Annotated in this window: 15 protein-coding genes; 6 read left to right on the top strand and 9 right to left on the bottom strand. The window is 69.9% G+C overall.

Going from position 1 to position 21,198, the window contains the following annotated elements:
- Positions 1-165 precede the first annotated feature (165 nt).
- Positions 166-1,977: a vWA domain-containing protein gene (locus tag AC3WJT_RS10535; protein WP_492343069.1), complete on the top strand. Its 1,812-nt coding sequence runs from the start codon at positions 166-168 to the stop codon at positions 1,975-1,977.
- 24 nt (positions 1,978-2,001) lie between these two features.
- Here AC3WJT_RS10535 and AC3WJT_RS10530 read toward each other — a convergent pair whose 3' ends face one another.
- Complete coding sequence (locus tag AC3WJT_RS10530; RefSeq protein WP_492343068.1) at positions 2,002-4,464, bottom strand: tetratricopeptide repeat protein; 2,463 nt, start codon at positions 4,462-4,464, stop codon at positions 2,002-2,004.
- A gap of 144 nt (positions 4,465-4,608) precedes the next feature.
- On the opposite strand from AC3WJT_RS10530, the gene AC3WJT_RS10525 reads away from it, so the two are divergent.
- The gene (locus tag AC3WJT_RS10525; protein WP_492343067.1) at positions 4,609-5,295 is read left to right on the top strand and encodes a transglycosylase domain-containing protein; all 687 of its coding nucleotides are present in this window, start codon (positions 4,609-4,611) and stop codon (positions 5,293-5,295) included.
- Positions 5,296-5,362: 67 nt separating this feature from the next.
- Here the strand turns inward: AC3WJT_RS10525 and AC3WJT_RS10520 are convergent, their stop codons facing one another.
- Together AC3WJT_RS10520 and AC3WJT_RS10515 are read right to left on the bottom strand one after the other, a co-directional pair.
- The gene (locus AC3WJT_RS10520; RefSeq protein WP_492343066.1) at positions 5,363-6,592 is read right to left on the bottom strand and encodes an acyl-CoA dehydrogenase family protein; all 1,230 of its coding nucleotides are present in this window, start codon (positions 6,590-6,592) and stop codon (positions 5,363-5,365) included.
- Positions 6,593-6,611: 19 nt separating this feature from the next.
- Positions 6,612-7,727 (bottom strand): acyl-CoA dehydrogenase family protein, encoded by a 1,116-nt coding sequence (locus AC3WJT_RS10515; protein WP_492343065.1) that lies wholly within the window; start codon positions 7,725-7,727, stop codon positions 6,612-6,614.
- 139 nt (positions 7,728-7,866) lie between these two features.
- Between AC3WJT_RS10515 and AC3WJT_RS10510 the strand changes: the two genes are divergently transcribed.
- The 3 genes from AC3WJT_RS10510 to pepN all read left to right on the top strand — a co-directional run bounded on the left by AC3WJT_RS10510 (position 7,867) and on the right by pepN (position 12,528).
- On the top strand, positions 7,867-8,442 hold the full coding sequence (locus AC3WJT_RS10510) for a hypothetical protein (protein ID WP_492343064.1): 576 nt from the start codon (positions 7,867-7,869) through the stop codon (positions 8,440-8,442).
- Between the two features lie 63 nt (positions 8,443-8,505).
- Complete coding sequence (locus AC3WJT_RS10505) at positions 8,506-9,891, top strand: NAD-dependent succinate-semialdehyde dehydrogenase (RefSeq protein ID WP_492343063.1); 1,386 nt, start codon at positions 8,506-8,508, stop codon at positions 9,889-9,891.
- 57 nt (positions 9,892-9,948) lie between these two features.
- Entirely contained in the window at positions 9,949-12,528 is a 2,580-nt protein-coding gene (gene pepN / locus AC3WJT_RS10500) for an aminopeptidase N (protein ID WP_492343062.1), read from the top strand.
- Positions 12,529-12,609: 81 nt separating this feature from the next.
- On the opposite strand, the gene AC3WJT_RS10495 is transcribed toward pepN, so the two are convergent.
- The gene (locus tag AC3WJT_RS10495; RefSeq protein WP_492343061.1) at positions 12,610-13,524 is read right to left on the bottom strand and encodes an EamA family transporter; all 915 of its coding nucleotides are present in this window, start codon (positions 13,522-13,524) and stop codon (positions 12,610-12,612) included.
- A 209-nt stretch (positions 13,525-13,733) separates the two neighbouring features.
- On the opposite strand from AC3WJT_RS10495, the gene AC3WJT_RS10490 reads away from it, so the two are divergent.
- Positions 13,734-16,232, top strand: a complete 2,499-nt coding sequence (locus tag AC3WJT_RS10490; RefSeq protein WP_492343060.1) for a sensor histidine kinase — start codon at positions 13,734-13,736, stop codon at positions 16,230-16,232.
- A gap of 3 nt (positions 16,233-16,235) precedes the next feature.
- On the opposite strand, the gene AC3WJT_RS10485 is transcribed toward AC3WJT_RS10490, so the two are convergent.
- From AC3WJT_RS10485 to AC3WJT_RS10465, 5 genes are all read right to left on the bottom strand, one after another.
- On the bottom strand, positions 16,236-16,778 hold the full coding sequence (locus AC3WJT_RS10485) for a periplasmic heavy metal sensor (protein ID WP_492343059.1): 543 nt from the start codon (positions 16,776-16,778) through the stop codon (positions 16,236-16,238).
- Positions 16,775-17,194, bottom strand: a complete 420-nt coding sequence (locus AC3WJT_RS10480) for a hypothetical protein (protein WP_492343058.1) — start codon at positions 17,192-17,194, stop codon at positions 16,775-16,777. The genes AC3WJT_RS10485 and AC3WJT_RS10480 overlap by 4 nt, the downstream gene beginning before the upstream one ends.
- 4 nt (positions 17,195-17,198) lie before the next feature.
- Positions 17,199-17,747, bottom strand: coding sequence for an RNA polymerase sigma factor (locus tag AC3WJT_RS10475; protein ID WP_492343057.1), 549 nt, complete (start codon positions 17,745-17,747; stop codon positions 17,199-17,201).
- 56 nt (positions 17,748-17,803) lie between these two features.
- Entirely contained in the window at positions 17,804-18,235 is a 432-nt protein-coding gene (locus AC3WJT_RS10470) for an EF-hand domain-containing protein (protein WP_492343056.1), read from the bottom strand.
- A gap of 62 nt (positions 18,236-18,297) precedes the next feature.
- The gene (locus AC3WJT_RS10465) at positions 18,298-21,189 is read right to left on the bottom strand and encodes a bifunctional [glutamine synthetase] adenylyltransferase/[glutamine synthetase]-adenylyl-L-tyrosine phosphorylase (protein WP_492343055.1); all 2,892 of its coding nucleotides are present in this window, start codon (positions 21,187-21,189) and stop codon (positions 18,298-18,300) included.
- Positions 21,190-21,198: the final 9 nt, after the last annotated feature.

Below are 21,198 nucleotides of genomic sequence, written 5' to 3'. Positions count from 1 at the left end.
GTATCAATCCCTGTAACGGGCATCATAGTGAACCCCGTTCGCGCAACAGGCGAAGTTCATGGGGGGAGTGGACGGCAGATGCCCTCATTGCTGACGCATTCCCCCCCCGGTTTGGCCGCATCCTGCGCGCCGCATGCGCATGGAACGACATGTCAGGGGAATCGCATGCGGTTATCGAAAACGGCCCGTGGTCTGACGACGACGGTCGCCCTCGCGGGCTTCCTCGCGGCCTCGGCGCCGCCCTTCCAGATCGCGGCGGCCAAGGGTCCGGTCGACGGTCAGCCGACCGAGGCGGCCTGCGCTGCGCTCGGGTTTACCGCGTCGGGCGGCGGTGAACGAGCCGGCGGCGTTCGCGTGTTCGCCCGCCCGATGGTCGGCATGGCGGCGCCCTCCGCCCCTATGCCGCCGCCGCCCCCTCCCCCGCCGCCACCGCCGCCTTTGATGGCGCCGCCTCCGCCCGTCTCCACGGCTGACGTCAGTGTTACGGCCAAGCGCGCGGCGCCGGGCGTCGTCGCGCCCGGCTATGTCACGGGGATGGCGGCGGAAGCCGCCCCGGACACCGAACGTTACCCGGGCGGCGCGTCCAATCCGATCAAGCGGGTCGCCGACGATCCCGTCTCGACCTTCTCGATCGACGTCGACACGGCCGCCTACGCCAACACCCGGCGGTTCCTGAAGGACGGAACCCTGCCGCCGCGCGACGCCGTGCGGGTCGAGGAACTGATCAACTACTTCGACTACGACTACCCGCTGCCGACGAGCCGGGCCGAGCCCTTCAAGCCCTATGTCGCGGTCGTCCCCTCGCCCTGGTCGAAGGATCGCCAGATCCTCCACATCGGCCTGCAGGGCTACGACCTGCCGCGCAGCGAGGAGCCGCCGCTGAACCTGGTGTTCCTGATCGACACCTCCGGCTCGATGCAGTCGCCGGACAAGCTGGGTCTGGCGAAGAAGGCCATGAACCTGCTGGTCGACCAACTGCGGCCGCAGGACCGGGTTTCAATCGTCGCCTACGCCGGATCGGCCGGCGCGGTGCTGGCCCCGACGGACGGGCGCTCGAAGCTGAAGGTCCGCTGCGCTCTCGAGGCGCTGCAGGCCGGCGGATCGACGGCGGGTGGCCAGGGTCTGGCGCTGGCCTACGCCCTGGCCGGACAGAACTTCGATGCGAAGGCCGTGAACCGCGTCGTGCTGCTGACGGACGGAGACTTCAACGTCGGCGTTTCCGATCCCTCGAAGCTGAAGGACTTCGTCGCCGACAAGCGCAAGACCGGCATCTATCTGTCGGTCTATGGCTTCGGGCGCGGCAACTACAACGACACCATGATGCAGGCGCTGGCCCAGAACGGAAACGGGACCGCCGCCTATGTCGACACCTTCGAGGAAGCGCGGAAGCTGTTCCGGGACGACTTCTCCGGCTCGCTGTTCCCGATCGCCGACGATGTGAAGATCCAGATCGAGTTCAACCCGGCCCAGGTCAGCGAGTACCGGCTGATCGGCTACGAAACCCGGATGCTCGCGCGGGAGGACTTCAACAACGACCAGGTCGACGCCGGAGAGGTCGGATCGGGCGTGTCGGTGACGGCGCTCTACGAGATCACCCCGGCCGGGGCTCCCGGGTCCGCCGACCCGCTGCGCTACCAGTCGGCGCGGCCCGCGGCGGCGCCCGGCGCCGAGATGGCGTTCCTGAAGGTGCGCTGGAAGGCCCCCGGCGCCGCCACCTCACAGCTGATGCAGCAGGCGATCCCGGCCGGGAACACCGCCCGCGACCTCGCCACGGCGCCGGAGGCGACCCGCTGGGCCGTCAGCGTCGCGGCCTTCGGCCAGAAGCTGCGCAACGACCCCTGGCTCGACGCCGGCTACGGCTGGGACCAGATCCTCGACACCGCCCAGCGCTCGCGCGGCGAAGACGAATTCGGCATCCGCGCCGAGTTCGTCCAGCTGGTCCGCGCGGCGAAGGAAGGCCGGCGGGTCAACGAATAGCGCCGCAGGAAGGGCCGGTTCGGGTCAGGGCTGATGCGCCCAGCCCCAGCCGGCCCGGACCTGCCCCATGAAGACGTCGCGGTACCGGACCAGTTCGCCGCGGGCTTCCTCGCCGTCGCCGCTGGAATTCCTGTCCTCATAGCGCCTACGCGCGGCGGCCGCGGCGGCGGCATAGGCGCCGTAGCTCCCCTCGTACTTGCGCAACCGCAGCCGCGCGAAGCCGAGGTTCCCGTAGGCGGTGATGAGGTTCTGGGGTGTATCGCCCTCCCTGGCGCGCCGGTCCCAGGCGGCGGTGACCCCGACCAGTATCGTCTCCGCCTCGGCCGCCTTGCCGCTTGCCGAGAGCACGGACGCGAGATTGTTGGCCGAGAGCAGGGTGTCGGGATGCTCCGGGCCCAGCACCTGGCGACGGATTTCCAGAAGCAGCCGGTTGATGTCCTCGGCTTCCTTGCGACCGCCCAGCGACCTGAGATTTGACGCCAGCGCGCTCAGGGAGATGAGGGTGTCGGGATGGGCCGCGCCCAGGACCCGGGCCCGCACCTGCCAGACCTGGTAGTTGAGCTCTATGGCCTCATCCTTTCGCCCGGTGGCGCTGAGACTGAAGGCCAGTATGGCGATCGTCGTGAGCGTCTCGGGATGCTCCTCGCCGAGCGCACGGCGCTGCGCCGCAAGAACCTGCCGCGCGAGCGCCTCGGCGTCAGCATACCGGCGCATCAGAAGCAGGACATTGGCGACGTTCGCCGCGGAGGTCAGCGTCGACGGATGGTCCTCCCCGAGGAGGCGGCGTCGGGCGATCCAGATTTGCCGGTGCAGGGCTTCGGCCTCGGCCGTCCGTCCCAGACCATTCAGAATCAGCGCGAGATTGTTCGCCGACAGCAAGGTGTCCGGATGCTCCTCGCCGAGCAGCCGGCGGCGGATCGTCCATACCTGCCGATGCAACGGCTCCGCCTCGGTCAGGCGACCCATGCCGCCCAGATTCGTGGCCAGGTTGCCCATCGAGCGCAGGGTCTCGGGATGCTCTTCGCCCAGCACCCGCCGGCGAATGTCCAGGATCTCGCGCCCCAACGTGTCGGCTTCGGCGTACCGGCCCATGCTGTAGAGATTGTCGGCGAGGTTGCTTGCGGAGATCAGCGTGGTGGGGTGCTCACGTCCCAGCAGGCGGATGCGGGTCGTCCACGTCTGACGGTTCAGAGCCTCGGCCTCCGGCATCCGGCCAAGCGCGGAAAGGGCGACGGCGAGATTGTTGGCCGACGCGAGGGTATTCAGGTCCTCCTCGCCGAGGATTCGCCGACGCGCTTCCCAGACCTGCCGATGCAAGGCTTCAGCTTCGGCCAGTCGACCCAGGGCCTTCAGCGCGGTCGCGAGACTGCTTTGCGTGCCCAAGGTGTCGGGATGATCAGCGCCGACGCCCCGAAGGCGCGTCGCAAGGACCTCGCGGATGAGCGCCTCCGCCTCTGCCGCGCGGCCAAGCGACAGGAGGGCGTCGGCGACATTGCCTGCCGCGTTCAGCGTGGCGGCATCGTCCGGACCGAGCACGCGCAACCGCACCTGCCAGACCTGGCGGCTGAGCGTTTCCGCCTCGGCGAACTGGCCCAGGCCGCGCAAGGTCGCCGCGAGGCTACTCGCCGACAGCAGCGTCTGCGGCGCGTCAGGGCCCAGCTTGCGGACGCGGGCCGCCCAGAGGTGACGGGCGAACGGCTCAGCCTCGGCGTGGCGACCGAGCGCCCGCAGGTTGGCGGCCAGGTTCGCCTCCGAAATCAGCGTATCAGGGTGGTCGTCGCCCAGGACCCGGCGGCGGGTCTCCAGAACGGCGCGGTTGAGCGGCTCCGCCTCCGCCGGACGGTCAAGAGAATGAAGGACGTCCGCGAGATTGCTGGCGGCAATGAGCGTCAGCGGGTCGTCAGGGCCAAGCACGCGCAGCCTGACGGTCCAGACCTGGCGATTGAGGACCTCCGCCTCCGCCGTTCGGTCCAGCGCGCGCAGGATCAGCGCCAGATTGCCAGCCGCCAGCAGCGTCGGCGCCGCTTCGGCGCCAAGCACGCGGGTTCGCACCGTCCAGAGATGGCGGGCCAGCGGCTCGGCCTCGGCGTAGCGGCCGAGCGTGCGCAGATTGGTCGCGAGGTTGGATTCGGAGACCAGCGTCTCGGCGTGCTCCTCCCCCAGCACCCGACGGCGAACGGCATAGACCTGGCGGTTCAGAACCTCGGCCTCTTCGGTCCGTCGCAGGGCGCCCAGAGTCGCCGCGAGAAAATGGGCGACGCGCAGAGTGGAGGGATGCTCATCGCCGAGCGCCTGCTGGTAGCCGGCCCAGGCCTTGCGCAGGCCGACCTCCGCCGCGTCGAGGCGCTCGGCTTCGAAATCGAGACGCCCCTGCCGGAAAAGCTCGACGTCGGCAGGCGAAGCCGCAGGCGCCTGCGCCAGCGCCTCCTGGCCGCAAGACAGGGCGCCGATCACCACAAGCGCCACAAGCCGGCCTTGCAGGCCCATCTTCGCTATCTCCGTGACAGAGGCGCGAACACTGGAGCGCGGGTCCCGTTTGCTCAAGTGTCGTTTTGTTGCGGCGGAGTCGCGGCCATTGAGGCCTTCGCGACCTCATGCTCAGATCGGCGGTCGATGGGTCGGGGGACGGGCATGGGATGGGCGAAGGGAAGTCTGGCGGTCGTAGCCGTCCTGCTGGTTATGGCCGGATCCTGGCTGGGGTGGCGGGTGCTGGACGCCAGGGCGCGTACGCCGCGGCTTCTGGCGGTCGCGAACGCCCGCGTCGATCCGGAACTGGCCAGCCTCACGCCGGCGCGGATCGCCATCCTGCTGCGCGTCGAGGACCCGTCCTTCGAGACGAATGACGGGACGGACTTCGAAACGCCCGGACAGGGTCTCACGACCCTCACCCAGGCGGTCGCCAAGCGCCTCTATTTCAAGCGGTTCAAGCCAGGGATCGCCAAGCTGGAGCTGGTGCTGATCAGCCGCTACGCGCTGAACGCCAGGGCCAGCAAGGCCGAGATTCTCCAGACGGCGCTCAGCGTCGCCAGCTTCGGCAACGATGGTCGCGGCCCCGTCATCGGCTTCGCCGAAGGCGCGCGGCGCTGGTACGGCCGCGAGCTCTCGCAGCTCAGCGACGATCAGTACATCGGTCTGGTGGCGATGCTGCTGGCGCCCAACGCCCTGGACCCGGTCCGCCACCCGGCCGCCAACGCCGAACGGTCGGCGCGCATCCAGCGCCTGCTGGACGGCGCCTGCGTCCCGACCGGCCTTCGGGACGTGGAACTGGCGGGCTGCGCGGTCGACACCCGGCCAACAAAGGGCGTTCGGCCGACCTGAAGCCGTCGCAGAAAAGGGCGCGGCTTTCGCCACGCCCTTCCTGATCGAAAGCCTGCGTCCGGTCGCGTCAGCGGCCCGTCGGCATGTCCTTGAACGCCACGTCCTTGTCGACGCGGACGTCGCCCGGCAGGCCAAGCACCCGTTCGGCGATGATGTTCTTCAGGATTTCATCCGTACCGCCGGCGATGCGCAGGCCGGGGGCCCACAGCAGCGACTGCTGGAAGGCCGCCTGCATCGGGGCCTCGGACGGGTCGACGAGGATGCCGTACTGGTCCTCCATCTCCACGCCCTGGTTGGACATGTCCTGCATCTGGTTGGCGGCGATGATCTTGCCGATCGAGCTCTCCGGTCCCGGCGTCTGGCCGCGCGACAGCGCGGTCATGGTGCGGAAGCGGGTCAGCTTCAGACCCTCGGCGGCCACGTACCAGTCGGCCAGCTTCTCGCGGAAGGCGCCGTCCTTGATCGCCGCCCCGGCGGGGCCGGTGACCTGACGGGCCAGGTCCATGATCAGCTTGTAGTCCGGGCCCGACGAGCCGCCGACGGCCAGACGTTCGTTCATCAGGGTGACCAGCGCGACCTTCCAGCCGTCGCCGACCTCGCCCAGGCGCTGGCTGTCCTTCACGCGCAGATCGGTGAAGTAAACCTCGTTGAACTCGCTGCCGCCCGAGGCCTGGTGGATCGGTCGAACCTCCACGGCCGGATCGTGCATGTCGATCCAGAACATGGTCAGGCCCTTGTGTTTGGGCACGTCGGGATCGGTGCGGACCAGCAGGATGCCGTAGTCGCAATACTGCGCGCCCGTGGTCCAGACCTTCTGACCGTTGATCACCCACTCGTCGCCGTCACGGACGGCCTTGGTGCGGGTGGCCGCCACGTCGGAGCCGCCGGCGGGTTCTGAGAACAGCTGGCACCAGATTTCCTCGCCGCGCATCGCCGGACCGACGAAGCGGGTCTTGGTTTCGGCGTCGGCGAACGCCATCACGGTCGGGACGCACATGCCCAGGCCGATGGTGAAATAGCCGTAGTTCACGCCGACCTTGGACTCTTCCTGTCCGAAGATGACCGACTGCAGCGGCGTGCCGCCGCCGCCGCCCCATTCCTTGGGCCAGGTGATGCAGGCGTAGCCGGCCTCGGCCTTCTTGGTCTGCCAGGCCTTGGCCATGGCCATGTGCTCGGGGCTGTTGGGCCGGCGGCCGTTGGCGCTGGCGTTGCCCTTGTGCTCGGCGGCGTTCTTTTCCAGCCAGGCGCGAGCGGTTTCGCGGTAGGCGGCTTCTTCGGGGGAGTCGTTGAAATCCATGATCTTATCTCCCGTCCGCTTACGCGGCGTTCCTGCGTTCAAGCTGGGTGACCAGCCGTTCTTTCCAGACCTTCGGGGCGCCGGCCACCAGGCCGAGCTGCCGCGAGCGGCGGTAGTAGAGGTGGCAGTCGACTTCCCAGGTGAAGCCCATCCCGCCGTGCGTCTGGATGTTTTCCTTGCTGCCGAACCAGTAGGCCTCCGACGCTGCGATGCGCGCGGCCGAAGCGGCGACAGGTAGCTCGGGGGCGTTCGTGTTCAAGGCCCAGGCGCCGTAGTAGGCGTTGGAGCGGGCGACCTGGTTCTTGACGTACATGTCGGCCAGCTTGTGCTTGATCGCCTGGTAGCCGGCGATGACGCGGCCGAAGGCGTAGCGGCCCATGGCGTAGTCCTTGGCCATTTCCAGGCACTTGTCGGCGCCGCCGGTCTGTTCGAAGGCCAGCAGCACGGCGGCCCGGTCGAACACCTGCTCCATCAGCGCAAAGCCCTCGCCGGCCCCGCCCAGACGGGTCGCCGCCGCGCCGCTGAAGGTCAGGCGGCCAACGCCGCGGGTCGGGTCGAGGCTCTTGAGGGTCTCACGGCTGACGCCGGCGCCCTTCAGGTCGACCAGGAACAGGCCGGCCTTGCCGCCCTCGTTGGCCAGCACCACGGCGACGTCGGCGATGTCGCCGTCGGTCACCGGGATCTTCACGCCGGTCAGCTTGCCGCCCTCGACCTTGCAGACCAGGTTGCTGGCGTTGACCACGCCCGGACCTTCCGAGGTGGCGAAGCAGCCGATCAGCTCACCGGCGGCGATCTTCGGCAGCAGGTCGGCCTTCTGGGCGTCATCGCCGGCCAGCAGCACGGCTTCGGCGAGGAAATAGACCGTCGAGGCGAACGGGATCGGCGCGACGACGCGGCCCATCTCCTCGGCGATGGCGCAGAGCTCGACGTGGCCCAGGCCCAGACCCCCGAACTCTTCGGGGATCGCGGCGCCGAGCCAGCCCTGCTCACCCACGCCCTTCCACAGCTCGGCGTCGAACGAGACGTCGTCGTCGTTCAGCACCTTGCGGACGGCGGCGCTGGTGCAGCGGGCCTCCAGGAACTTGCGCGCCTCGTTCTTGAGGAACTTCTGGTCGTCGGAATAGTCGAAATTCACAGCTGCCTCCCGCCGCGCGTCGGTTCGCGCGTCTCGTTGGGATCGCAATGTAGCGGGCTTTCCGCGTGGGGAAAGATTGACCTCGCGTCAATGAATTCAGGTTCTTATGCACGACCAATCAGAATGATGGCGTGGATGCATGGCGAAGGCCGTTTTTCAGAAGAACCAGAAGGTGTGGGTCGAGAGCGTCGGCGCCTGGGCGACCATCGACAGGATCGTGCCCATCTGGGCCAAGGGCTTCGACGAGCCGGTGCGCGTCACCTACGACGTCGGGCTCGGCCGCGAGTTTCACGCCCATGAGCTTCGGCCCGAAGACCGTGTAGAGGACGCTGACGGCGAACTGCCGGGCGAAGGCTGGCGGCTGATGCGCGCCAAGAACAAATGGCAGCAGGAAGGCGACTGCTCGCACCATCCCTTCCCCGGCACCTATCCGGTCGTGGTGACCGACCCGAGCGACTGGGGCGGCTGGCGCACGCCGGGCGCCGAGTACGACCGCGACCCGAACAGGATGGAGCGCCAGGCCCGCCTTATCGCCAGCGCCCCGCGCCTGCAGGCGATCGCCCGCGAGCTGATCGCCCTGGTCTCGGAGTCGCCGGAAGACGCCCCGCCGGTCGTCGCCGAACTGGCCCGCCGCGCGGCCGTCATCGAACGCTACGTCCAGGAAATTCCCGCCGCGGCCTCCGAAGGGTCGCGACGCGAAAGCAGCGCGGCCTGACTGTTGTGACTTGAACGACAGGCCTGCGGGGCGCGTTCTGCGATCAACCCGCAGGAGTCGCTCATGTCCGCCAATCCCCGCTTCCAGACCGTTGACCCGGCGACCGGTCTACCCGGGGAAACGTACGACGGTCACAGCCGCGACGACGCCCTTTCGATCCTTGGCCGCACCCATGACGCCTTCGGGTCGTGGCGACGAACGGCCTTCGCCGAGCGCGCCCGGCTCATGCGGCGGGCGGCTGTCGTGCTGCGCGCCCGCAAGGATCTCTACGCCGCCCTGATGACCGCCGAGATGGGCAAGACCCTGACCGACGGTCGCGCCGAGATCGAGAAGTGCGCCGGCGGCTGCGACTTCTACGCCGGGCACGCCGAAGCCTTCCTGGCGCCGGAACCCGCCGCCATCGAGGGCGCGAAGGCCTACGCGACCTTCAATCCGCTGGGCGTGGTGCTGGCGGTGATGCCTTGGAACTTCCCGTTCTGGCAGGTCTTCCGCTTCGCCGCGCCGGCGCTGATGGCCGGCAACGGCGCGCTGCTCAAGCACGCCAGCAACGTGCCGGGCTGCGCGCTGGCGATCGAAGACGTGTTCCGCGAAGCGGGATTTCCCGAGGACATCTTCCGCACGCTGCTGATCCCCAGCGACGATGTGCAGACCCTGATCGAGGATGATCGCGTGGCCGCCGTCACCCTGACCGGCAGCGTCGAGGCCGGGCGCAAGGTCGCGGCGGTCGCCGGCGGGGCATTGAAGAAGGTGGTGCTGGAGCTCGGCGGCGCCGACGCCTACCTCGTGCTCGAGGACGCCGACATCGCGCTGGCGGCGAAGGTCTGCGCCACGGCGCGAATGGTCAACGCAGGCCAGAGCTGCATCGCGGGCAAGCGGTTCGTGGTGATCGAGAGCATCGCGCCGGCCTTCGAGCGAGCGCTGGTGCGCGAGATGAGCGCCTTCCAGCCTGGCGATCCGCGTGACGCCGCGACCCGTTTCGGCCCGCTGGTCAGCATCGCCGCCCGCGACGATATCCACGCCCAGGTCGAGGCCAGTCTGGCCGCGGGCGCGCGCCTGCTGCTGGGCGGCGAGCGACCGGACAAGCCCGGCGCCTGGTACCCGGCCACGGTCCTGACCGATGTGGCGACCGGCCAGCCGGCGCATGACGAGGAGGTCTTCGGGCCGGTCGCGGCGATCATCCGCGCGAAGGACGAGACCGACGCCATCCGCATCGCCAACGCCTCGCCGTTCGGCCTCGGCTCCGGCGTGATCACGTCCGACCTGGCCCGCGGCGAACGGATCGCGGCCGGGGACCTCGACGCCGGCATGGCGTTCGTCAACGCCAACGTCCGGTCCGACGCCCGCCTCCCGTTCGGCGGCGTCAAGCACAGCGGCCACGGCCGTGAATGCAGCCGTCACGGCCTGCTGGAATTCGTCAACGTGAAGACGGTCTGGGTCGAGGGCGGCTGAGCGGATTTGTCGCCCGCGCTGCTGGCCTCGCCCCCTCCGCGCGCCTAGATATCTCCCATGCGCACAGATGCCCCCCAGCCCGTCCGTCTGGCCGAATACCGGCCGCCCGCCTACCTGATCGACGAGGTGTTCCTCGACTTCGGCCTGGAGCCGTCGGCCACCCGGGTGAAGGCCAGGCTCACGGTCCGGCGCAATGGCGACCACGCCGAGCCCCTGGCGCTCGACGGCGAGGGCCTGAAGACGATCTCCGTCGCGGTCGACGGCGTCGCCCATCCCTACGAGGCGACGGCGGCGGTCCTGACGCTCACCGATCTCCCCGCGGCCTTCACGCTGGAAACCGAGGTCGAGATCGACCCGCGGGCCAACACGGCCCTGATGGGGCTCTACATGTCCGGCGGCCGGTTCTGCACCCAGTGCGAGGCCGAGGGCTTCCGGCGCATCACCTGGTTCCTCGACCGCCCGGACGTGCTCAGCCGCTACACCGTGCGGATGGAGGCGGACACGGCGTTCCACCGCCTGCTCGCCAACGGCAATCGGGTCGAGGGCGGCGATCTCGGCAACGGTCGCCACTACGCGGTCTGGAACGACCCGTTCCCCAAGCCCTGCTACCTGTTCGCGCTGGTGGCCGGCGAGCTGGACGAACTGGCCGACAGCTTCGTGACCATGACCGGCCGCACGGTCGACCTGCGCATCTACGTCGACCCGGGCATGTCGGCCCGCGCCGAGTACGCCATGGACAGCCTCAAGCGCTCGATGAAGTGGGACGAGGAGGCCTTCGGCCGCGAGTACGACCTGGACCTGTTCATGATCGTCGCCGTGCGCGACTTCAACTTCGGGGCCATGGAGAACAAGGGCCTCAACATCTTCAACTCGGCGCTGCTGCTGGCGGACTCCGCCACCGCCACCGACATGGACTACGAGCGCATCGAGAGCGTCGTGGCCCACGAGTATTTTCACAATTGGACCGGCGACCGGATCACCTGCCGCGACTGGTTCCAGCTGTGCCTGAAGGAAGGCCTGACGGTCTTCCGCGACCAGTCCTTCAGCGGCGACATGCGCGGCGAGGCGGTCCAGCGGATCAAGGACGTGAAGGCCCTGCGCGCCCGGCAGTTCAGCGAGGACGCCGGCCCCCTCGCCCACCCGGTGCGGCCGTCGAGCTATCTGAAGATCGACAACTTCTACACTGCGACGATCTACGAGAAGGGCAGCGAGGTCATCCGCATGCTCAAGACCCTGCTGGGCGCGGACGCGTTCCGGGAGGGCATGGATCTCTACTTCACCCGCCACGACGGCGAGGCGACGACGGTGGAGGCCTTCATCCAGTGCTTCGCAGACGCGTCAGGCCGCGACCTGACCGACTTCTTCCGCTGGTACGAACAGGCCGGCACGCCGGCTGTCGACCTGACGACGGCCTATGACGCGGCCGCCGGATCGGTCGCCATCACCCTGCGCCAGACGACCGCCCCGACGCCCGGCCAGCCGTCCAAGTCGGCCCTGCCGATCCCTGTCCGCCTGGGGATGCTCCACGACGACGGTCGGCCGATGGGCGAGGAATGCCTGATCATCCTTGAACAGGCCGAGCAGACGATCACCCTGCCCGTTCCGGCCCGCCCCGTGATCTCGCCCCTGCGCGGCTTCTCGGCGCCGGTGAACCTGACGACGGACTCACCGGAAAAGGACCGTTACGTCCTGCTGGCGGCCGATCCCGACCTCTTCAATCGCTGGGAAGCGGGCCAGGGCCTGGCGAAGGACCTGATCCTCAAGCGCGCGAAGGGCGCGCCGGACGAGGTGGCCGAAGAACGGTTCGCCGAGGCCATGGGCCGCGCGCTGGGCGACCAGGCGGCCGATCCGGCGTTCAAGGCGCTGCTGCTGGCCCTGCCGACCGAAGGCGACCTGTCCCTGGCGATGAGCCCCGCCGATCCGCAGGCGATCCACGACGCCCGCGACCATCTGCGCGTGCGGCTGGCCGTGCATCTGGGCGATGATCTGCGGCGACTGCACGCGGGCCTCAGCGACAGCGGCCCGTTCTCGCCCGGCGCCGAGGCCGCCGGCCGCCGCGCCCTTCGCAACGCGGCGCTCGACCTGCTGTCGGTCGATCATCACGCGGAGAACGCCGACATCGCCGCACGCCACTTCGAGACGGCGGCCAACATGACCGACGCGATCGGCGGTCTGGCGGCCCTGATGGAGCTGGGCGGCGAGGCGCGCGAGAAGGCCCTCGAGGCCTTCCATGCGCGCTGGAAGGACGAGCCGCTGGTGCTCGACAAGTGGTTCGCCATCCAGGCCCGCGAGTCCTCGGAAGAGGCGCTGGGCCGGGTGCTCGGCCTGACGGTCCATCCGGACTTCGATCGCCGCAACCCCAACCGCCTGCGGGCGCTGGTCGGGACCTTCGCGGGCTTTAACCCGGCCCGGTTCCACGATCCGTCGGGCGCCGGCTATCGCTTCCTGGCCGACCAGATCATCGCCACGGACGCGGTCAACCCGATGACCGCCGCCCGCTTCGTCGAACCCCTCGGCGGCTGGCGGCGCTACCGGCCTGAGCTGGGCGCGCTGATGAAGGCGCAACTGGAGCGCATCGTTGCGGTCGAGGGCCTGTCGAAGAACGTGTTCGAACTGGCGAGCAAGGCGCTGGCCTAGCGACGTTCAATCCTCCCCGCTTCGCGGGGAGGGGGACCGCCGGAGGCGGTGGAGGGGTGTCCGTGCACCGACTCCCCTCAGTCAGGCTCCGCCTGACAGCTCCCCACGCGTGGGGAGCATCTTCTGAATGCGAGGCCAGAACGTGTTCAGCGCCAGCCCCGCCATCACCAGTCCCGCCGCCGCGAGCTTCCACGCCGGCAGCGCCTCGTGCAGGAAAACCGCCGAGGCCGCCATGCCGAACACCGGCACCAGCAGCGACATCGGCGCGATGGTCGCTGTCGGATACCGCGCGAGCAACCCGCCCCAGATCGCATAGCCGAACATGGTGTTGCCGACGGCCTGCCAGACCACGGCCGCCCAGGTGACGGCGTCCGCCTTCACAAGCCCGGTCCGGATCGCCGGCCAGCCCTCGAACACCAGCGAGAACGCAAGCAACGGCGGAATAGAGAACAGGCTCGCCCAGACCACATAGGCCAGCATGTTCACGTTCGGCGTCCGGCGCGCGACGAGGTTGCCCCCGGCCCAGCCGAGCGCGGCCAGCAGCACCAGGCCGATGCCCAGAGGCGTCGCCGATCCGTCCGTCCGCCAGATGATCACGCCGATCCCGGCCGCGGCCAGCGCCAGGGCCGCGTACTGGAAGGGCCGCACCTTTTCGCCGCTGATCCGCATGGCCAGGGCGATCGTGAAAAACGCCTGGGTCTGCACCACCAGCGACGCCAGACCGGGCGAGATATGACCCTTCATGGCCAGGAACAGCATACCGAACTGTCCTGCGCCGATCAGCACGCCATAGGCCGCCAGATTGCGCCACGGCACATCCGGCTTTTTCAGGAACAGCGCGGCAGGCAGGAAGGCGACGCTGAACCGCAGCGTGGCGAACAGCAGCGGCGGCAGATGATCCAGCCCCACGCGGATGACGACGAAGTTGGATCCCCAGACCGCCATGACCGCCAGGGCCAGCAGCGCATGCCGAAGGGACAGGGCGTTCGTCGTCATGGAGTCGGGGACCTCGCGGCGGGCGTCTCTCTCTAGGCGATTGCGCCGGAAACACCACCCGGAGGGTCCGCCAGGTGAGTCCGCCGGACCACGATCCGCGGCCATGTGACCGAGACTGGGGAGAAATCGCCATTGGTCCGTGACGCCGGGACTCCGCGCCCCTAAGATTCCCCCTACGGGGTAACTGACTCGGGTTTTGGGGACTGAGGTTGGCGGGCAAGCGTCGCAAGGCAGCAGTAGCCGGCGAGCCATCCTTCGCCGCGTCGAAGAGCCATGCCTCGTCCGGCGCCTTTGTGCGCATCGTCATTCTGGCGGCGGTCGTGCTGCTGGGCGTCTACACGGCCTTCGGCGTCATGCGGCTGCAGCGCGGCTGGGTGTCGCACGAGGGCGCCGGCGGACCGGACGCCGTCGCCCAGATCCTCGCCGCCCGGCTCGACGCCCGCATCGCCCAGCGTAGCGGCGGCCTCGCCACGGGCTATGAACTTCTGAACCGCTCTGCGGACCGCCCGATCGACGCGGCCGAGGGCGCCCTGCGCGCGGCTGGTCCGGGCGTCGCCGCCGCCGCGGTCGTCACGGGCGACACCGTGGCCGCCGCGTCCGGGCGGGCCGACGGCGCGGACTGGAAGGGCGCGGCGCGGCAGGCCGAGGCTTCAGGCCGCAGCCTGTGGATCGGCACGGCCGCCGGGGACCCGCTTCGCCTGTACATCGCCCGGGTCGTGCCCGGTCGTGCGGTCATCCTGACGACCGAGGACAGGGCCAGACTGCCGACCGGCCCCGACGATGAAGGCTCTTCCGCGGTGGCCACGGCGGACGGTCGCCTCATGGTCAGCATCGGGCCCGGCGGCGCCGCCCAGGCCTCGACGGCCCAGGAAGCCTTCGGTCTGGCGCTCTCGGATCTGCGCACGGACCTGCTGGTGCGCGGGCGGCAGCCGAACGGCGGCATCGTCGATGTCGCCAGCCGCCCGGTCGCCGGCGGTCTGCTGGTGGCCATGGCCGCCGCCGCGCCGATCAGCGTGATGCAGGCCAACGAAGCTCGCATCGACGGCATCGTCTCGCTGCTGGTGCCGCTCGGCATCGGCATCGCGCTGGCCTTGCTGCTGTTCTCCCAGAGCCGCAAGGCAGAGGCCACCCATCGGGCCTTCGTCGAGAGCGAGCAACGCTTCCGCATGGCGGTCGAGGCGGCGCGGTGCGGCATCTGGGAATGGGACTTGGTCAACGACCAGGTGTTCATGTCCGACGTCACCGGAGTCATCTTCGGCTGGGGCGGCGGCGGCGTCGTCGGCGGCCAGGAGGTGCTTGACCGGGTCGCGCCCGATCACCGTGAGCGGGTTCGCCAGTCCCTCGCCCATGCCGCCAGCTTCGGCGCCTTCGACGTGTCCTTCCGCGTGCCCGACCGCCAGGGCGGCAAGTCGATCTGGATCGACGCCCGGGGTCAGGGCCTCGGCCAGGCCGGGGAGGACGGCTACCACCGGATCATCGGCGTGGCGCTCGACGTCACCGAGGAACGCCTCGCCCAGGCCCGCGCCCAGGCCGCCGAGAACCGCCTGCGCGACGCCATCGAGAGCGTTTCAGAGGCCTTCGTGCTCTGGGATCGCTCAGGCCGCCTGCTGATGTGCAACCGCAACTACCGCAGCGTCTTCAATCTTGAGCCGAAGGTGCTCAAGCCAGGGGCCGCGCGCGATCATGTGAACCGCTTCGTCCAGCTGGCGATCAAACAGGAGATCGCCGGTCCGGAGGGCGTCCGCGGCATCCGCGAGGCCGAACTCAACGACGGCCGCTGGGTGCAGATCTCCGAGCGGCGCACGGCCGAGGGCGGCCTGGTGATGACCGCGACCGACATCTCCGCCGTGAAGGCCCAGGAAGAAGCCCGGCGCCTCAACGAAGAGCAGCTCCAGAACGCGGTGGTCAGCCTCGAACGAAGCCAGGAGCAGCTCGCCGAGCTGGCCCGCAAGTACGAGAACGAGAAGGTCCGCGCCGAGGCCGCCAACAAGGCCAAGAGCGAGTTCCTCGCCAACATGTCCCATGAGCTGCGCACCCCGCTCAATGCGGTCAACGGCTTCAGCGAGATCATGATCGCCGAGATGTACGGCCCGCTCGGCGACCCGCGCTACAAGGAGTACGCGGGCGACATCCACAACAGCGGCCAGCACCTGCTGGCGCTCATCAACGACATCCTCGACATGTCGAAGATCGAAGCCGGCAAGATGAACCTCAAGTTCGAGCCGCTGAACCTGGAAGAAGTGACCGAGGACGCCGTGCGGCTGGTGCGCAACCGCGCCGAGGCGGCCGGCCTGTTCCTGACGGTCGACTTCCCGTTCCTGCCGGAAATCGAGGCGGACTACAGGGCGGTCAAACAGGTGCTGCTGAACCTGCTCAGCAACGCGATCAAGTTCACCCCGCGCGGCGGTCGCGTGACCGTGCGCGCCGAGGTCCGGCAGGACTCACTCGGCGAGCGGGTCCGCGTCTCGGTGACGGACACCGGGATCGGCATCAGCAAGGAAGACCTCTCACGCCTGGCCCAGCCCTTCGAGCAGGTCGAGAGCCAGCACAGCAAGACCACCCAGGGCACGGGCCTGGGTCTGGCCCTGACCAAGTCGCTGATCGAACTGCACGAGGGCGCGCTGGAAATGGACAGCACCCCCGGCGAGGGCACGACGGTCAGCTTCATCCTGCCGATCCGCCGCCTGCAGGGCGTTATCGCGGCCTGACGCCTATTCCGCCGGCCGCGGGTCCGTCCCGGCCTGGGGAGCGGCGGGCCGGCTTTCCCACTGACGCTGGAAGCGCTGGTTGACCATCTGGGTCATGGCGCCCCGCATGGCTTCGGCGAGGTTCGCCCGCTCATCGGGCGGCAGGGTGGCGGAGAAGGCGACCATGTCCCGTTCCAGCCGGGCCCGCGCGCCCAGTTCGAGGGTTCGTGCGCGATCGAGATCAGCGGTCACCTGGCCGGCGTCGAAGTCTCCCGACGACATGGCGTCAAAGGCCCGGCGCTTGATCTTCCGGGCTTCGCGGATATCGCCCACCGTATCCGCCAACGCCCGGCGCAGCACGGCGTTGAAAGCCGGACGATACTGCGGAGACAGCGCGCGGGCGCTGGCCCAGAAAGGCAGAGGCGCGCGTCCGGGCCCCTGGACCACGACCGGCGTCGGCTGCATCAGCTTCGGCCCCAACGCCCAGGCGCCGACGCCCAGTCCGACGAGGAACAGGTTCAGCGCCAGCGACGCCAGCAGCGCGATCGTCAGGCGGCGTGGGGTCAAGAGGGGTCTCCTTCATCAACCAGCAGCCCGGAACTGTAGGCGGCGGCCATCAGCAGGGCGTCTTCGCCGGCGCTGGCTGCGGACAGATTGACGCCGGCGATCAGCCCCGCCGCCGTGGCCGCGGCGAGGCCCGCGCCGACACCCGCACCGGCCAGCCAGCGCTGGAACGGCGTGCGCAATGGCCGGCGGGCCGTCGGCGCGGCGTCGATGATCCGCTGGCGAAGCGCCGCGCCGGGCGAGAGCCGTTCGGCGCCGTCAAGGTCATCGTCCAGGTCCCGCGCGGCGGCCAGCGCGAGCGCCGCCTCGTCCGGAGACGCCGCGGTGAAGGCGAACGCCGCGTCCTGCACGTCCACGGGCCAGCGAGTGATCGATCCGCCGAACGCGTCGGCCAGGGTCTGGAAACGGTCCAGGTTCATCGTCCTACTCCCTCAGGTCCGCCAGCGCGGCGCGCAGGGCCCGTCGCCCTCGCGCCAGCAGGCTTTCCAGCGCATCCACCGTCACGCCCATCAGGGCGGCGGCCTCGATATTGGTCAGTTCCTGGTAGTGGCACAGCGTCACAGCCTCGCGCTGGCGGTCCGGAAGCTCGGCCAGGGCGGCCGATACGCGGCGGCCGGTGTCCCGGGCCAGCAGCCCGCGGTCGGCCGCCGGTCCGGTATCGACCTGCTCCGGCGGCTCGGCCATCGTCACTTCGCGCCGCCGACGGAGCCGGTCGTAGCAGAGGTTCAGCGCCACCCGATGCAGCCAGGTGTCGAACCGCGCGGCCCCGGGCTGCCATGTCGGCGCCTGCTTCCAGGCCCGCAGGAACGCCTCCTGGGCCACGTCCTCCGCCTCGGCGGCGTCGTTCAGCATGCGGTGGGCGAGCTGAAGCATCCGTGGAAGCTTGCGGGCCACCAGCGCCTGTACGGCCGCCGGATCGCCGCGCCCCACGCGCGCTATCAGCTCCTGGTCCGGATCGCCGTCCGTCGCCAATCGTCTCTCCACACCGCCAGCGCGCCCCCCGGCCCGCCGTCTGGCAAGTCTGGAGATCACCGGCCGCCGCCACCCCCGCCGCCCATCTGGCCCCCGCGCATGGCGGCCATCTCGCTGGAGCTCAACGCGCCGTCGCCGTTGACGTCGATGCGCTGGAAGCGGCGCTCGATCATCTTCTCGATTTCCGGACGCGTTAGGAAGCCGTCCTTGTTGGCGTCCATCATGCCGAACATCATCCCGCCGCCCTTGCCGGCGCCGCCGCCGCCCTTGCGCATGGCGGTCATGCCGGTCTCGAGCTCGGCCTTGCTCAGCTTGCCGTCCTTGTTGGCGTCGGCGCGCATCATCATCGTCACGCGGGCGTTCGTGAACTCGCCCTGGGTGACCTTGCCGTCGCCGTTCACGTCCATCCGGGCGCCGGGGCCGCCCTGGGCCAGGGCCGCGCCGGCCGACAGGGTCAGCAGGACGGCGGCGAGTGTGATCGTCTTCATGGGTCAGATGCTCCTTGATACGCCCCGCAGCTTCAACGCCGCCTGATCGGCGTTCCGTCGCCTCAGGGGCGAGTCAGTTGCTCAAAGGCCCTGCGCGCCTTGTCGCGGCCCGTCGTGAGCCTCTTGCGCAGGTCGGAAAGACTGCGCGCGCCGCCCGCCCGCGCGAGCAGGGCCTGCAGCCCCTTCGGCTCCTCGTCGGGGTCCGCCTTGTCTTCCAGCGCCAGCTTCAGCAGTTGTGACAGGTCCTGCTGCAGCCGCCAGGCCTCGCCCAGATCGGCCAGCGCGGCGGCATCGCCCAGCCCCGCGGCATCCAGGGCGGCGAGCGCCGCGCCGGTGTTCTGGGCCAGGGGGCCGCCGGCCGCCGCGTGGATGATCTGCAGGTGCTGCGCGGCGAACTCGACATCCACCAGCCCGCCCGGCGTCAGCTTGAGGTCCCAGAAGCCGGACGGCGGCCGTTCGGCCTCGAGCAGGGCGCGCATCTCCCGCACGTCGGCGGCGGTGCGCGCCGCGTCGCGCGGCCGGCGCAGGGCGGCTTCGACCGCGCCGGCGGCTTCGTCGGCGAAGGCGGCTGAACTGGACCAGACGATCCGCGCCCGCGTCAGCGCCAGCATCTCCCAGGTCTCGGCCTCCCGGTCGTAGTAGGTCTCGAACGCCTTCAGGCTGACCGCCACGGGCCCCTTGCTGCCGGTCGGGCGCAGCTGCATGTCGACCTCATAGAGGCCGCCCTCGCCGGTCGGCGCCGACAGGGCCGCGATCAGCCGCTGGGTAAAGCGGGCGTAGAACACATCGGCGCTCCAGCCCTTCACGGCGGACATCCCGGCCGGATCGACGGACCGGTAGAGCGTCATCAGATCGAGGTCGGACCGGGCGGTCATCTCGCGGCCGCCACACTTGCCCAGCGCCACCACGGCCACATCGCCCTCGAACGCGCCCCCCTGACGCACGGTCTCGGCGAGGGCGGCCTCGGCCAGGCCCTGGATGCAAAGGTCGGCGAGATCGGCGAAGGCGGCGCCGGCCTGGGCGGCGCTGGCGGTGCCGCTCATCACCTGAACCCCGACGCGGAACGCCTGCTCGCGATGCACCCGGCGGGCGGCGTCCATCGCCTCCTCGAACCCTTCCGCCCGGCCCAGCGCCTGGTGGAACGCTTCGGCCCCCTGCCCGTCCTCGAACGGCCGGAAGAAGGCGCTGTCGAGCAGCGCGTCGAGCGCCGCGGGGCGCCGCGCCAGCGTCTGGGCCAGCTGCGGCGCATAGGCCATCACCTGGACGATCAGCTCGAACAGCCGGGGCTGGGCCAGGAACAGCGACTGCACCTGCACGCCCGACGACAGGCCGCCGAAAAAGTCGGCGAAGCGGTTGAAGGCGGAGTCCGGCGCGCCGGTCGCCTGCACGGCGTCGAGCAGACGCGGCGCCAGCCGGGTGAACAGCTCGCGACCCCGCTCGGTCCGCGTCGCGGCGATCCGGCCGTGATGCCAGCCGCGGATGGTCTGCGACACCTGCGGCGGGTTGGAGAACCCCATCCGCTTGAGCGTAGCGAGCGTCGCGGGATCATCATCGACGCCGGTGAAGATCAGGCTGCCGAACCGCGAGGACAGCTCTTCCTCGCCCTTGAACAGCTCGCCGTAGATGGCGTTGACGCCCTTCAGGATGCGGCCGACGGCGGCGTCGAAGCTGCGCAGGTTGTCCATGCCCCACAGGGCCGCCACGCGTTTGCGGTCAGCGTCGGACTCCGGCAGCCGGTGAGTCTGGTCGTCGGCCAGCATCTGCACGCGATGCTCCAGCGCCCGCAGCTCGCGATAGGCCTTCGACAGCGCCTCGGCCGCCTGAGGCGTCACATGGCCGGCGGCGGCCAGGGCGGCCAGCCCGTCCAGCGTGCGGAACGAGCGCAGATCCGGGTGTCGCCCGCCGAGGATCAGCTGCTGCGTCTGGACGTAGAACTCGATCTCGCGGATCCCGCCCCGTCCCAGCTTCAGGTCCGCGCCCTTGGCGGTCAGCCGGTCGTCGACCTTGTAGGTATGGATCTGGCGCTTGATCGAATGGATGTCGGCGATGGCGGCGAAGTCGAGATTCTTGCGCCAGATGAACGGCTTCAGCTCCTCCAGGAACGCCTCGCCGGCGGGGATGTCGCCGGCCGCCGCGCGCGCCTTGATGAAGGCCGCCCGCTCCCAGTTCTGACCGACGGATTCGTAGTAGGCGAACGCGGCCGGCGCAGGCACGGCGGGCGGCGTCGAGGACGGATCCGGCCGCAGCCGCAGGTCCACCCGGAACACATAGCCGTCGGCGGTGCGGTCCTGCAGCGTGCGCGCCACGCCATGCGCGATCCGCACGGCGACATCTCCGGCCTCCACGCCCTCGGCCAGCGGCAGCCGTTCGGGCTCGTAGAAGAAGCTGATGTCGATATCGCTGGAGTAGTTCAGCTCGAAGGCGCCGTGCTTGCCCATGGCGATGATCATCAGCCCGGGGATCGGCCCTGCCGGCCCGGGCGCCACGGCGACCAGCCGCCCCCGCTCGATCTCGGCCCGTGCGGTCAGGGCGACCGCTGCGTTGAGCGCGGCGTCGGCGAACCTCGCCAGCGCGCCGGTCACGGCGTCCAGATCCCAGACCCCGCCGAGATCCGCCAGGGCGGTCAGGAGATGAAGGTCGGCCTTGAGATCGCGCAGCGCCTTGCGTCCGACGTCCTCGTCCGGCTCGTCCGCGACAGCCAGGGTGGCGGCGAGAATATCCGCCAGGCGCTCGTCAGGATCGCGCTCAAGGGTCTCGCGCAGCGCGGCCGGCCGCCGCCGCGCCAGTCCGGCGAGATAGGGCGAGGCGCCGAACACCGGCGCCAGCGCGGCGCGGGCCGCCTCGATCGCCTCGGCCTGTCCGACCTTCTCGCCAATGATCTCAAGGGTTCGCTCCGCCGCCTTGGCGTCGTTCACGGGGCCGCAGGGGGCGAGTCGGCTGGCGAGCGCACTCATGTCGCCACT

The sequence above is a fragment of the Caulobacter sp. FW305-C-30-S16 genome (assembly GCF_058783025.1).
This window is presented reverse-complemented; position numbering and strand designations above follow the sequence as displayed.

Bases quoted from the DNA above. Each gene is read 5' to 3' on its own strand.
- AC3WJT_RS10530 (WP_492343068.1), bottom strand. From the start codon at position 4,464: ATGGGCCTGCAAGGCCGGCTTGTGGCGCTTGTGGTGATCGGCGCCCTG.
- AC3WJT_RS10470 (WP_492343056.1), bottom strand. From the start codon at position 18,235: ATGAAGACGATCACACTCGCCGCCGTCCTGCTGACCCTGTCGGCCGGC.
- AC3WJT_RS10520 (WP_492343066.1), bottom strand. From the start codon at position 6,592: ATGGATTTCAACGACTCCCCCGAAGAAGCCGCCTACCGCGAAACCGCT.
- pepN (WP_492343062.1), top strand. From the start codon at position 9,949: ATGCGCACAGATGCCCCCCAGCCCGTCCGTCTGGCCGAATACCGGCCG.
- AC3WJT_RS10505 (WP_492343063.1), top strand. From the start codon at position 8,506: ATGTCCGCCAATCCCCGCTTCCAGACCGTTGACCCGGCGACCGGTCTA.
- AC3WJT_RS10510 (WP_492343064.1), top strand. From the start codon at position 7,867: ATGGCGAAGGCCGTTTTTCAGAAGAACCAGAAGGTGTGGGTCGAGAGC.
- AC3WJT_RS10525 (WP_492343067.1), top strand. From the start codon at position 4,609: ATGGGATGGGCGAAGGGAAGTCTGGCGGTCGTAGCCGTCCTGCTGGTT.
- AC3WJT_RS10495 (WP_492343061.1), bottom strand. From the start codon at position 13,524: ATGACGACGAACGCCCTGTCCCTTCGGCATGCGCTGCTGGCCCTGGCG.
- AC3WJT_RS10465 (WP_492343055.1), bottom strand. From the start codon at position 21,189: ATGAGTGCGCTCGCCAGCCGACTCGCCCCCTGCGGCCCCGTGAACGAC.
- AC3WJT_RS10535 (WP_492343069.1), top strand. From the start codon at position 166: ATGCGGTTATCGAAAACGGCCCGTGGTCTGACGACGACGGTCGCCCTC.
- AC3WJT_RS10480 (WP_492343058.1), bottom strand. From the start codon at position 17,194: ATGAACCTGGACCGTTTCCAGACCCTGGCCGACGCGTTCGGCGGATCG.